The sequence below is a fragment of the Spirosoma sp. genome, from assembly GCF_026391055.1.
Taxonomy (GTDB): domain Bacteria; phylum Bacteroidota; class Bacteroidia; order Cytophagales; family Spirosomataceae; genus Spirosoma.
In genome coordinates, this window is sequence record NZ_JAPLET010000017.1 from 216691 (window position 1) to 229960 (window position 13270).

Genomic DNA, 13270 nt, shown 5'->3' on the forward strand with positions numbered 1-13270 from the left:
ACTTGTTTTCATCACGTCTCCTAATACCCCTTGCCGTACTGTAGGGCTGAAACCACCGAATACAAGATATGCCTAAAAATGAATGGTACTGTTTGATGGCTTCATGGGGTAGCCGGGATAATAAGGTCTGAGCCTAGCTCCGGCGGCTAACCACGTTCATATTAATGTGCTTGCGGTTGATCTGAGCCCGATACTGGTCGCCGATGGGTATGGTCTCGCCCGTTGTCAAAACCAGGTCATTTTTAGTGATGACCGCAATGGCTGATCGATGTACCAAAAACGACCGATGTACCCGAAGAAAAACATCGCCTTTAAGTTGCTCCTCCATTTTGCTGATCGAGAGCATGGGCATGTATGATTTATCGCGGGTAAAAATCTGCAAAAAATGCTCCTGTGCCTTCATATAGAGCACGTCCTGATAGCGAATCTGAACGTAGTTATTACTTTCCCGGATAAAGAAATAAGGAGCTGGCGTAATCGGTTCCGATGCCACGGCAAGCCGCTTTTTCACTTTCTCGATACTGGTTAAAAACCGCTCCGGGTCCAGTGGTTTTAAGAGGAAGTCAACCGGCGACACTTCATAACAGTCGAGCGCGTAATTGGCATGGGAAGTAACGAATATAACCAGCGGGCCATTTTGCAGACTTCTGACCAGCCCCAGCCCTGTTAGTTCGGGCATTTCAATATCGCAGATTAGTAAGTCGATATCATGCACCATCATCTTAGCATAGGCATCCATTGCCGAATCGCAGGTATCAACCAATTCCAGGAGCGGGTGCATATCAACAAATTTGCCAATAGTCCTACGCCAATTGGCATTATCGTCAATAACGAGTGTATTAATCTTCATACGAAAATACGTCTGTGTATGGTACGATTTGGTACTTCATGCACAAAAAAAGCCAACTCACGTATATAAACCAAGATTCTATGAATGTAGACTTAACTGTCTACTCTATTTGTAGCATGTAGTTTATTTTTGATAGTGCTAAATAGCTCAATTTAACACTGAGATACTAATTCACCAATTGACATACTTTCGCTTACAACACGATTCATCTGCGTATTGAGCAGCTTAGTTGTCTACTTGATCTTTTATTGACTTAACCCAACGGATGATACGTATTAAAATCCCCTATACCTTGACCCGGCTGGCCCGCTGGCTACAGCGGTTCTTTGATACGAAATAGCTACAGACCAGACTGATTAACATGAACACTTGATGATGAAGCGACTTACCACCAAACATGCCCGTTATGAATATGACCCTCAACAGATACTTTATTTAATAGGTCACGTTAATTACAGCTTAATCTATATGACGACGAATGAAGTGATCCTGGTCTGTGGCACACTCAAACAATTTGCCCGGAAATGGCCCCACTTTCTACGGGTGCATAAAACAGCGCTCATTAATCCGGCTTACTTAAGAGCGTTCAAACCAGCCACGAAGGCTACACTCCCGAGCTACATTACCATGCAGGATAATATGCGTTTAAAAATCGCCCGACGACGGTTGCCAACGGTTCAGCAGGTTCTGGCTCAGCTGTAGCCAACTGGTTCATCAGCCAACAAATTCACCCTTGCTCCTGCATTAAGGAGTTTACGCTTAACCCACTCCCTACAAATACTTATGGCCCCCCTATCCGACCAGGCCTTGATTACCCTATACCTAACCACCAGCGATAAGCAGTTCTTTGCGCAGCTATACACCCGCCACCGTTATCGGGTCTATCAGGTTTGTTTATGCTTTTGTGAAGACCCTTACGAAGCCGACGACTTTACGCAGGAAATCTTTATCCGGCTTACCCATAAAATTAACCGCTTCAGCGGTACCGCTCAGTTTACTACCTGGCTCACTAGGGTAACAACAAACTACTGCATCGACCAGCTTCGGGAGCGGCAGCACCAACAGACACTTTTCCAGCGCTATGCCGACGAGATGAACCGGCTAGAAAGTCGAACCCAAGAGGTCGAGGAAACAACGTTACAACGCATGCAGGAGGTAATCCAGCAATTGTCTGCTCAGGAACGGGAGATGTTACAGATCAAATATGCCGATAGACTAACCCTCAAGGCCATTGCCCGCAAACACCAACTCACGCTAAGTGCCGTGAAAATGCGCATCAAACGAGCCAAGGAACGGGCCAGAAGCCTGTACAGTCATTTGTACACTCAAGCCGAAAGCTAGTGTTATCAGCACCTGTCTATGTACCTTCTCCCCGCCCACTACACGGCTTTATTTACGTTCCTGCTACTGACGATACTAATCGTTGGATCATTGATGATGCACTTCTGGTTACGAGATCGACGAGATAAATGATTCATTAAGCGAAGAAAACGACGTCGTAACATGCAGGATCAGGTTGCAGAAAAACCAGTCGGCTCATGTTACCAAAGCATGAGTAAAGAAATTACCAATTTAATGCTAATCCATTGCCCCGTTCAGCTTTTGCCCGTACTTTTGCCGAACTGAAAACCGTATGCATGCATACTAATTTTTCGAGAATATTATGGCAGAAGCATTCATTTATGATGCCGTTCGTACACCCCGTGGCCGGGGGAAAAGCGATGGTTCGCTGCATAGTGTGCAGCCTATACAGCTTCTTACCAGCGTCTTGTGCGAACTCCGAGACCGCAACCAACTCGATACCACGCTCGTGGACGATGTGATTATGGGTTGCGTAACGCCCATTGGCGAACAGGGCGCCGATATTGCCCGCACAGCCGCTCTGGAAGCCGGTTACGACGAATCGGTGGCGGGGGTACAACTCAACCGCTTTTGCTCCTCGGGGCTCGAAGCCATTAATATGGCCGCGGCCTACGTGATGTCGGGGCAGGTCGACGCTATTGTGGCCGGGGGGGTGGAATCAATGTCGCGGGTACCGATGGGCTCCGACGGGGGCGCTATCTTCATGAATCCGCAGATTGTGGCCCGGCATAACATTGTCCCTCAGGGCATTTCAGCCGATTTGATCGCGACGAAGTACGGCTACTCCCGCTCGGATGTAGACACGTTCGCGGCTGAGTCATATCGTCGGGCAGTGGATGCGCAGGCTGATAATCGCTTCTACAAAACCCTTGTTCCGCTGAAAGATGAGATCGGCATGACGCTGCTCGACCGCGACGAAGGGGTCCGCCCCGGCACCACCGTTGACAGCCTCAGCAAACTCAAACCCGCTTTCGAAGCGATGGGCCAGATGGGTTTAGATGCCCTTGCTCTGCTCAAATACGCCCAATACGACAAAATTAACCACGTTCACCATGCCGGAAACTCCTCTCAAATTGTCGATGGAGCCGCCGGGGTGCTGGTTGGTAGCCGGGAATTTGGCGAAAAGTCGGGATTGAAACCTCGCGCTCGGATCAAAGCCTTTGCCATTGTCGGTTCAGAACCAACCATTATGCTGACGGGGCCGGTACCTGCCACGCGCAAAGTGCTAAAACGGGCTGGCATGAGCATTGGAGATATCGATTTGTTCGAAGTAAACGAAGCCTTTGCTGCCGTGCCGTTGCTCTTCATGGACGAGTTCGGCGTAGATCACAGCAAGCTGAACGTAAATGGAGGAGCTATTGCCCTGGGCCATCCGCTGGGGGCTACGGGTGCTATTATTTCCGCCACGTTGATCGATGAGCTGGAACGTTCCGGGAAGCAATTTGGTCTATCGACCCTCTGCATCGGGGGGGGCATGGGCATTGCCACCATTTTTGAACGGGTTAATTGAGTGAAGTAAGTTAATTGGTGTAGTGAGTAAAATATGTTTTAAAAACCACTACACGTACTACACTTACTGTACTTACTACACCTATAATTCTAACAAGCATGATCACCTACACCGTTGACCAGAATATTGCCATCATTTCGTGGGAGATGACCTCCTCTCCCATGAACGTTCTCAACGACGAATCGATCCCGGAATTTGAAGCGGCTTTGCAACGTGCCTTCGCCGATGAGTCGGTTAAGGGCTTGATTATTACCTCGGCCAAGCCTGAGTTTGTAGCGGGAGCCGACCTGAAAATGATCCTGCGCGCTAACGATAAACCCCCGGCCGAAATGCTGAAGGTTTCGACGGAGTTGAACCGGGTGTTCCGGAGCATCGAGACCTCAGGAAAGCCAACAGTTGCCGCCATCAACGGTACGGCGCTGGGGGGCGGTTACGAAATCTGTCTGGCCTGCCATCACCGCGTGGCTCTCAATAATCCAAAAACAGTTATTGGCCTGGTTGAAGTAACAATTGGTTTGCTTCCGGGTGCGGGGGGTACTCAGCGACTCCCCCGTATGATTGGTATTCAGACTGCTTTGCCACTTATTCTGGAAGGCCGGAAAGTGGGCGTTCAGGAAGCCAAAAACCTCGGCATGATCGACGACATTGCCGACACACCCGACGAGATGATGGCCAAAGCCCGCGCCTGGATCGACGCCAACGGAACGTCTGCCCGAACAAAGCCACTTAAACCTTGGGACGAGATTGATCGGAAGACTGGTAAGATTGTCGGGAAAGATAACTTTAAGGTGCCGGGCGGCAACGTCCAAAGCCCCGTTGGTGCCCAGACCTTTGCAGCTGGTACGGCGATGCTCATGGATAAGACCAAAGGCAACTACCCCGCCCCACTCGAAATTATGTCGTGTGTATACGAAGGCTTGCAGGTTAATATTGACCGGGCACTCATGATCGAGGCACGACACTTTGTAAAGGTGGCGACCTCGAAAGTGGCGAAGAACCTCATCCAGACGATGTTTCTGGGTATGAATGAAGCCAATAAAGGAGCCAGCCGTCCGAAAGATTATCCCAAAACTGACGTAAAGAAGTTGGGTATTCTGGGAGCGGGCATGATGGGCGCGGGCATCGCTTATGTATCAGCCCAGGCTGGTATTGAGGTTGTCCTTAAAGACGTATCGGTCGAAGCGGCCGAAAAAGGCAAAGACTATTCCCGAAGCTTACTTCAGAAAGGCGTTGAACGCGGTAAAGTCGACCCTGCGAACGTAGACGGCGTCCTGAACCTAATCAAACCCACCGCCGATGTGCAGGAGTTGCAGGGCTGCGACCTCATCATTGAAGCCGTCTTTGAAAACCGGGAGCTAAAAGCGCAGGTAACCCGGGAAGCCGAATCCATGCTGGCAGAGAACGGGCTGGGTGTCTTCGGTTCCAACACGTCCACCCTACCCATTAGCGGACTGGCGCAGGCATCGGCCAAGCCTGAGAACTTCATCGGCATTCACTTCTTCTCGCCCGTCGACAAAATGATGCTCGTGGAAATCATCATGGGTAAACAAACGTCGGATTATGCCCTGACCGTCGCCATCGATTTCGCGCGCAAGATTCGGAAAACACCAATCGTTGTCAACGATGCCCGCGGCTTTTACACTTCCCGCTGTTTCAGTACGTATTCATCGGAAGGAATGGAATTACTAAAAGAGGGCGTTAACCCCATTCTGATCGAGAATGCCGGGAAAGACGCCGGAATGCCCGTTGGGCCACTCGCCGTAACGGACGAAGTGGCGCTGGACCTGGTCTATAAAATTGCCGGACAGGGAATCAAAGACGGTGCCGTTCGCGAAGACGACACCAGTTACCAAGTTGCAAAGACGTTCGTTGAACTGGGTCGGACCGGGAAGAAAGCCAAAGCCGGGTTTTACGATTATCAGGATGACCGAAGCAAGAAGTTATGGCCGGGTTTGCAGGACCTGTTTCCACAGGCTGTACAGCAGCCTACGCTCGATGAAGTAAAAACGCGTTTGCTCTACCGACAGGCCATCGAAGCCGTCCGCTGCTTCGAAGAAAATGTGGTACGGACAAAGCTGGATGCCGACCTTGGTTCCATTCTGGCCTGGGGTTTTCCGGCTTATACGGGTGGGGCCGTATCGTTCGTGGATTTCGTGGGTGTCGATACGTTCGTTAAAACGCTGGACCGCCTGGCCAATCAATATGGTGAACGCTTTCGCCCAACGGCGGCTCTGCGGGAGCGGGCACTCGTATAGCATGAGCTGGCGCGAGTACTCACTCGCGCCAGCTCATGCTTACAGCAGCCGAAAACTCATTCGGTGGTATTTGGTTGGGCCAAACTGCCGGATGGCGGCCCGGTGGACGGGCGTTGGATACCCTACATTCTGCGCCCATCCGTAAGCCGGAAACTCCAGCCCGAGTTGGGCCATCAGATCATCCCGGTACGTTTTAGCCAGCACCGACGCGGCTGCGATGGACAGATAATGGGCATCGCCTTTAATGATGCAGGTATGCGGAGTCATTGGATACGGCACAAAGCGGTTACCATCAACCAGCAGATGCTCGGGCTTAACGGTCAGCGCGTCGACGGCGCGATGCATGGCCAGAAAACTAGCTTTCAAAATATTGATCCGGTCGATATCCTCGTGCGATACTTCGGCCACTGCCCAGGCGATGGCATCGCGCTCTATATCCTGCTTCAGTAGTTCCCGCTGCCGATGCGACAACTGTTTGGAGTCGTTCAGTATGGGATGCGTGTAGTCTTTCGGCAAAATAACCGCAGCCGCCACCACCGGACCGGCCAGACACCCCCGGCCGACTTCGTCCAAACCCGCTTCAACAGCATCGGCGTTATAATATGATTTCAGCATAATAAGTGGTACACGGTCAATCTTCCAGCACGTTACCAAAAATTGTATTTTTCAATAGCAAAGCGCCCAGCAAAAACGTGATTCCCCAATACATATAAATCCGGTAATAATCCTGAATATCTTCATACACCCGAACGCGAACCGGGGCTTTTTCAAGCTGGCTTATCTGCGCAAAAACCGTTTTTAACCGGCCACTATCTACCGCCCGGAAAAAGCTCCCCTTGCCTATCGTAGCTATTTTTTTCAAAACACCTTCATCAACCGTAGACGCTTCGGATGCTGATGCTACCGGTCGACCAACAGCTATAGTATACACTTTGATGTTAAATGCCTTCGCCAGACTTGCGGCCGTAATTGGGTCCAGATTACCCGCCGTATTGTCGCCATCGCTCAATAAAATAATCACTTTGCTTCGCTCTGACTTCCATTGTTCGGTTTCTGCCTGAGTTGTGTCTGAGGGGGAAGCCGGGCGGTCGCGCATGCGGTTAATGCACCGGGCCAGTGCATCACCAATGGCCGTTCCGGATGTACGGATCATGCGATCGTTGAGGTCGTTGAGGTATTGGTTCAGCAGGTTATAATCCGTTGTAAGCGGGCACAACGAAAACGCTTCGCCCGCAAAAATAACCAGACCGATGCGGTCGTTCCGGCGGCCCTTGACAAAAGCCTGCGCTACCCGACGGGCGGCAGCCAACCGGGTAGGGAGAATATCCGATTCGCTCATGGAAACCGATACGTCCATTGCCAGCATAATGTCAATACCTTCTGACTGCTCCTCCCGCAGCTCCCGGATAATCTGTGGACGCGCCAACGCAATGAGCAGGCAGGCCGTACCCAGAAACATACTCAATGGCAGCAGATACCGGCCCAAACTCAGCAAAGACTGCACCGATTGCAGCCCCATCCACGACCCCGGCTCGGCAGAAATCTGACCTAGGGACATCTTCAGCCGTTGCCGCGATTTTCTGGATAAATAGTAACGTATGGCAATCAGCAGCAACACAGTGGGAATCAGCCAGAGCGCCAGCGGGTGTGCCAGTTTGAACTGCTGCCATTGCGATGGGCTGAACCAATGCAGGGAATACCAGGGTTTCATACGGTCAGGAAGAAGAGGCTGATTCAGACGATGTAGCCGAATTATTGTTTTCCTCGTTCGGGTTAGCAGTCTGGCTCAGAGCCGTGCGGCTGCGAATGTACATCTGCGTGGCCACATCGCTCAACACGAGCAGTGCCGACTGCGACTGCGCCGTAAAGGTGCCTCCGTAAATCATCTGGTCGGCATCCCGTAATGCATTCGCTACGCGTTCGTCGTGAAAGCGATCGGCCAATTCAGATGTTGTTAATGAGCTATACGGCTGAGGGTCCAGTTGTTCCAGATACAGTTTCCACATTACAACGGCCTGATTCGCTATGTCGGCCGCCGTTAGCGGACTTATTCGCTCATTTAACCGCGTGTACTCCCGTAAAAACCGTACATGTCGTCTGTTCAGTACATACAGCCGCCACTGTTGCCGGGCCAGCCGCCCAAACATCAAATATAAGGCCCCAAGAACCAGACTAACACCCAGGAAGCCGATGAGCAATGCCCCGTAATTGAACTGCTGCTGGAGCGGAGCCAATGTGGTTTCGGTAGCCAGTGTGAGCGAACGGGGGGCTAGTGAATCGGGTAAAGATCGCGCCAGTTTCGATCGCAGGAAAACCGTATCGGTCAGCGTCCACTGCGCCGTACAGTCTACCGCATTGATCGTGCGCACCGGCACCCGTAGCAGTTGTACCGAATCTGTTTCGAAGGATACCAGCGTGTACACGGCACTGTCGCGGCTAACGGCCCTGGTGCCATCGCCATTTGTCTGTGTAGCAAAAACAGCTACTTTCTGGACCCGGTACGGTGCAAATGAATGGGCCGTATCGGGAAACAACACATCGACCGTTGGGGCATGATGATACGTCAGCGAATACCGAAACGGTCGGCCAATTTCAATGCTATCGGTCAGGAAGTAGCCCGTTGGCGGAAACTGCCGGGGGGGCATCTGCCCCCGGACCGGGCCGATAAGCAACCAGAAACCAAGAAAGAGGGGCAGGATCGCTTGTTTCATCAATATTTTCTGACCCTGAACAGTTCAACAAGTTTCGGGACAAAATCTTCCTGCGAATCGAGCGCGAGGTAGTTGGCATTGTACTGCTTACAAAGCTGCTCCAGCCGTACCTGATTCTGTCGGAAGGTATTATATAAGCCACTTCGAAACGAAACGGACGACGTATTAACCCACACTGTTCGTCCGGTTTCGGTATCATGGACCGGGATGATGCCCAGCCGGGGAAGCTTCACCTCCCGCTGGTCGTACAGGTGTATGACCACCAGGTCATGCTTCTTTGCCAGCGCTTTGAGGTTGTGTTCGTAACGGAGGTCGATAAAATCTGACAACAAAATCACAACGCTCCGGCGTTTGAGGGCGTTGAGGGTAAACAGCAGCGCATCGGCAATACTGGTCCGGGTCGACTCGGGCTGAAGCTTGAACAGGCTCATAATAAGCTGGTAACCCGTTTTCAGCCCATTTCCCGGCTTGATATATTTCTCTTTCTGGTCCGAAAAGCAATACATACCTACGTGGCTAGCTTCGCGAATGGCCGACAGGGCAAGTACCCCACACACTTCTTTTGTGGTATCCAGTTTATTACGCTGCCGGGGACCAACCTCTTGCGAAGCACTCACATCGACAACGAAGAAAACGGTCTGGTCTTTTTCTTCCCGAAAAACTTTAACGAACGTACCGTGGCCCTTCGACGACACGTTCCAGTCGATTGCCCGTACATCATCGCCATACTGATAGGTACGCAAGTCACTGAATTCCAGACCTGTTCCTTTAAAGATGGACCGAAAGCTACCACGCATCTGCGAGTTCACCGCCTTGCGAATGCGAATATCGAAATTACGGAGCCGGGCCAAGAACTCGTCCATATAAACAGGCGTTATATTTTTTTAACAGGCAATCCCGAACTTTGCCACGGGGGATTGCCTTACAAAGCTACCCATTTAAGCGTATGCTTCGAAACCAATATCAACGGCATCTGTGGAGTATGCTGTTAAGCGGCTGGCTGATTGCGGCCTGCACTGCTCCCGAAAATAAGCCCCCCGAAAACTTGCTGACTCAGGAGCAGATGGCCAGTATTCTGATCGATGTGCACTTGGCCGAGGCCAAAATCAGCCGCATCAATCTGCACTCCACTGATTCAGCAAACATTGTTTATAAACACTTGGAAAACGCCATTTTCCGAAAAAACGGCGTCGATACAGCCACCTATCGCAAAAGCTACATCTTTTACTCATCGCACCCCGCCGATATGGAAGCCATTTATCAGCGGGTTACCGAAGAACTGAAGAAAAAAGTCGACGCACATTCCCCGAAAACCTCATGACAATTGGCATTATCGGTGCAGGCATATCGGGGTTGACACTGGCTTACGAATTGCAACGGCGAGGTATTGGGTATCACCTCTGGGAAGCATCCGGTCAGGCAGGGGGCTACATCCGGTCGCAGCGGGACTGGCCCGACGGCCCCTCCGGGCGTAACTACCTGCGTGAACTTGGCCCAAACTCGCTCCTTGGCGACGCCGAATTACTGAATTGGCTCGATGAACTGGGCCTGACGCCCGAGCTTACTTTTAGCCAGCCGGTCAGTAAGGCCCGGTTTATTTTTCGCGACGGAAAATACCGGCAACTGCCCTCAGGACCGCCTTCGCTGCTGTTCGGCAGTTTTTTTAGCTGGAAGACCAAGCTTGCCATTTTCCGCGAACGGAACAACAAAACGGTATCGTCTCCCGGCGAAACGCTGGGCCAGTTTTTCAGACGCCGTTTTTCCAGCGAAATAGTCGATTACGCCCTGGGGCCGTTTGTAGCGGGCATTTACGCTGGTGACCCGGAACAGTTGCTGGTTTCCGAAACGTTTCCTAGCCTGCTTCAGTACGAAAAAGAATATGGGTCGGTGCTGCGTGGGCTGATCAAGAGCCAGTCGGCTGGCGGGTCAGCTATTGGTCGTCGGCAATCGTTCAGCTTCCGCGAAGGGATGCAGATGCTGCCCGACGCGCTGGCCGCCAAACTGACTAACCTCTCGCTCAATGAGGCCGTCAGCCGCATCAGTCCCACACCAAACGGCTGGCAGGTTGAAACAAAAACCGGCACCACCACGGTCGACAAACTGGTGCTCGCGGTCGGCACCGATGCAGCCGCCCGGTTGGTAAACCAACGCTACCCCAATCTGGCCCGCACGCTTCAGGCTATCACCTACCCACCCATGACGGCCGTGCATTCGGCCTACAAACGTGCCGATGTGCGGCATCCACTCAATGGTTTTGGGGGGCTGAATCCGGCCGTTGAAGGTCGCTTTGCCGCCGGACACATCTGGAGCAGTTCGATTTTCACGGACCGCTGTCCGGACGATGAAGTTCTTTTCACCACGTTTGTGGGTGGGCAAACCGGCGCACACAACACCCAGCACCCGGACAGCGTACTGGCCGATAACGTTCACAAAGAGTTGGTTGATGGGTTTGGCATTTCGGCGTCTACACCGGTTTATCAATCCGTTTTCCGGTGGGCGCGGGCTATTCCACAATACGATGCCACGATTGCATCAATAAAAGAACCGGTGAGAGCTGCCGAAGCGGATCAACTGTTTATTTGCGCCAACTGGTACGGGGGAGTTTCCCTTTCCGACTGCATCGGCAAAGCCCGAAAAATGGCTAACGAACTAGCTGCTAAGCAAGATATTAAGAATTTTTAATGATTTTATTAGACAAATTTGGAGTACTTTGCTGTTATAGAAGTATCTCCTTATTAACCCACTCAATAGCCCGTGAAAGAGCGCTTAGTCGTTATTCCAACCTATAATGAAATTGAGAATATTGAAGCAATAATCCGCAAGGTGCTCAGTCTGCCGGAACCCTTCGATATCCTCATCGTAGACGATGGCTCCCCCGACGGTACGGCCCAGCGTGTCCGTGACTTACAGGAGGAAATTACGTCTACGGATGTCTCGTTGCGTGGTTCGACGGCGCGTCTTCACCTGCTCGAACGGCGGGGTAAACTTGGGTTGGGCACAGCCTATATTGATGGGTTTAAGTGGGCCCTGTCGCGCGGGTACCAGTACCTGTTCGAGATGGACGCCGATTTTTCGCACAATCCCGACGACTTGATCAAACTCTACCATGCCTGCGCTGATGATAGTCCCGAGCGGGCCGATGTGGCCGTTGGATCCCGATATATTCGGGGGGTTAACGTAGTCAACTGGCCCATGGGCCGGGTGCTGATGTCTTACTTTGCGGGGGTTTATGTGCGGTTTGTCACGGGTATGTCGATTATGGACCCAACTGCTGGATTTGTTTGCTATCGGGCCGATGTATTGGAAGTTATCCTTCATAACCCCATTAAATTTGTGGGATATGCGTTCCAGATCGAGATGAAGTTTACCTGCTGGAAATACGGTTTTCGCATCCGGGAGGTACCCATTATTTTCACAGATCGAACACGGGGCGTTTCAAAAATGTCCTCCAAAATCTTCAAAGAGGCCGTTTTCGGCGTATTACAGATGAAGATCAGCAGTTTTTTCCGCCACTACATCCCCCGCCGGGAAGCCCCCAAACGGGTAGAAGAGCCGGTTAATGCTGTCTGATGCAAAGGGAATAAGCCGATGCTATCGGGTGAAGATAACATCGGCAAAATAGCCTTTGTCGTCCGAAAACCAGCTCGTCAGGGAAAAGCCCGTTTGCTGGGCCAGATGCTCGATTTGACTCCGGTTAAATTTGCGGGAGATTTCGGTATGAATGATTTCTCCCTCTTGAAAAGGCACCCGCATACCAAGCGCCCTGATATCTATAATCTGCGTTTTCTGACTAACCAGATACGAACGGGCCTCCCCGGTTTCGGGACTATAGGTTTCGTAATGGTCGAAGGCAGCAAGGTCAAAGTCAGCCTCGAGATCACGGTTGATTCGTCGCAGTAAATTCAGATTGAACGCCCGCGTCAGGCCCTGCCGGTCGTTGTAAGCCGCGTGAATAACCGCCGGATTCTTCTGTAAATCAAAGCCTGTCAGCACAATATCGCCGGGTTTGAGCCGGTCGTGCAGCTGCTGGTAAAAGGCAATGGCTTCGTCCGGGGCGAAATTGCCAATGTTAGATCCCAGAAAAAGAACAACTTTTCGGCTGTCGGTTTCGCTGGACAGGTGTTCCAGTGCACTGAAGTAGTCGTCATGGCGCGGATTCAGCGGCAGATCCGGCCATTGTTTTCGTACATCGACTACTAACCCTTCAAGGGCATCTGCCGAAATATCGACTGGCGCGTAAGTAAAGTCGGCACGCTGGCTATCGAAGAAACCGAGCAGTATTTTTGTTTTCAGCCCATCGCCCGCACCTAATTCTACCAGCTCGAACGGGCGGTTGTCGGACGTAATCAGGCGAAGTAAATCCGCCTTATACGTATCCAGCACGTCATACTCCGACCGGGTCAGGTAGTACTCGGGCGAACGCATGATCTCGGCAAAAATCCGACTCCCTTCGGCATCGTAAAAAAAGCGTGACGAAAGGGCCTTGGGAGTTTTCTGCAAGCCCGTCCGCACTTCTTCGGCGAGGGCGTCGGCATCTGAATCGCGGATTGTGGTTTCAACGTCGTCCATGCCGGACTTCGTG

Annotated in this window: 13 protein-coding genes; 7 read left to right on the plus strand and 6 right to left on the minus strand. The window is 51.7% G+C overall.

The genetic code is table 11. The features are described from left to right. Positions 1–133: 133 nt before the first annotated feature. Complete coding sequence (locus tag NT073_RS09735) at positions 134–850, minus strand: LytTR family DNA-binding domain-containing protein (RefSeq protein ID WP_297372422.1); 717 nt, start codon at positions 848–850, stop codon at positions 134–136. Between the two features lie 375 nt (positions 851–1225). On the opposite strand from NT073_RS09735, the gene NT073_RS09740 reads away from it, so the two are divergent. The 4 genes from NT073_RS09740 to NT073_RS09755 all read left to right on the plus strand — a co-directional run bounded on the left by NT073_RS09740 (position 1226) and on the right by NT073_RS09755 (position 5977). Continuing rightward, entirely contained in the window at positions 1226–1552 is a 327-nt protein-coding gene (locus NT073_RS09740; protein ID WP_297372794.1) for a LytTR family DNA-binding domain-containing protein, read from the plus strand. Positions 1553–1633: 81 nt separating this feature from the next. Beyond that, positions 1634–2191 carry a sigma-70 family RNA polymerase sigma factor gene (locus NT073_RS09745; RefSeq protein WP_297372425.1) on the plus strand — a complete coding sequence of 186 codons (558 nt, stop codon included), beginning with the start codon at positions 1634–1636 and terminating at the stop codon, positions 2189–2191. A gap of 322 nt (positions 2192–2513) precedes the next feature. Beyond that, positions 2514–3722: an acetyl-CoA C-acetyltransferase gene (locus NT073_RS09750; protein ID WP_297372428.1), complete on the plus strand. Its 1209-nt coding sequence runs from the start codon at positions 2514–2516 to the stop codon at positions 3720–3722. A gap of 98 nt (positions 3723–3820) precedes the next feature. Then, positions 3821–5977, plus strand: coding sequence for a 3-hydroxyacyl-CoA dehydrogenase NAD-binding domain-containing protein (locus NT073_RS09755; RefSeq protein WP_297372431.1), 2157 nt, complete (start codon positions 3821–3823; stop codon positions 5975–5977). Positions 5978–6016: 39 nt separating this feature from the next. On the opposite strand, the gene NT073_RS09760 is transcribed toward NT073_RS09755, so the two are convergent. Genes NT073_RS09760 through NT073_RS09775 form a run of 4 tightly spaced genes read right to left on the minus strand, consistent with a single transcriptional unit; the run spans position 6017 to position 9551 of the window. After that, positions 6017–6592 carry a ribonuclease HII gene (locus NT073_RS09760; protein WP_297372434.1) on the minus strand — a complete coding sequence of 192 codons (576 nt, stop codon included), beginning with the start codon at positions 6590–6592 and terminating at the stop codon, positions 6017–6019. A gap of 16 nt (positions 6593–6608) precedes the next feature. Beyond that, positions 6609–7688, minus strand: a complete 1080-nt coding sequence (locus tag NT073_RS09765) for a VWA domain-containing protein (protein WP_297372437.1) — start codon at positions 7686–7688, stop codon at positions 6609–6611. A gap of 4 nt (positions 7689–7692) precedes the next feature. Next, positions 7693–8688, minus strand: coding sequence for a hypothetical protein (locus NT073_RS09770; RefSeq protein WP_297372439.1), 996 nt, complete (start codon positions 8686–8688; stop codon positions 7693–7695). Then, positions 8688–9551: a DUF58 domain-containing protein gene (locus NT073_RS09775; protein ID WP_297372442.1), complete on the minus strand. Its 864-nt coding sequence runs from the start codon at positions 9549–9551 to the stop codon at positions 8688–8690. Before NT073_RS09775 ends, NT073_RS09770 begins: the two co-directional genes overlap by 1 nt. 83 nt (positions 9552–9634) lie before the next feature. Between NT073_RS09775 and NT073_RS09780 the strand changes: the two genes are divergently transcribed. The 3 genes from NT073_RS09780 (at position 9635) to NT073_RS09790 (ending at position 12258) form a co-directional block, all read left to right on the plus strand. Next, positions 9635–10009 (plus strand): DUF4296 domain-containing protein, encoded by a 375-nt coding sequence (locus NT073_RS09780; protein WP_297372444.1) that lies wholly within the window; start codon positions 9635–9637, stop codon positions 10007–10009. Next, on the plus strand, positions 10006–11370 hold the full coding sequence (hemG, locus tag NT073_RS09785) for a protoporphyrinogen oxidase (RefSeq protein ID WP_297372447.1): 1365 nt from the start codon (positions 10006–10008) through the stop codon (positions 11368–11370). Before NT073_RS09780 ends, hemG begins: the two co-directional genes overlap by 4 nt. A gap of 72 nt (positions 11371–11442) precedes the next feature. After that, complete coding sequence (locus NT073_RS09790) at positions 11443–12258, plus strand: polyprenol monophosphomannose synthase (RefSeq protein WP_297372450.1); 816 nt, start codon at positions 11443–11445, stop codon at positions 12256–12258. A gap of 21 nt (positions 12259–12279) precedes the next feature. On the opposite strand, the gene egtD is transcribed toward NT073_RS09790, so the two are convergent. Further along, positions 12280–13257, minus strand: coding sequence for an L-histidine N(alpha)-methyltransferase (gene egtD, locus NT073_RS09795; RefSeq protein WP_297372796.1), 978 nt, complete (start codon positions 13255–13257; stop codon positions 12280–12282). Positions 13258–13270 lie beyond the last annotated feature (13 nt).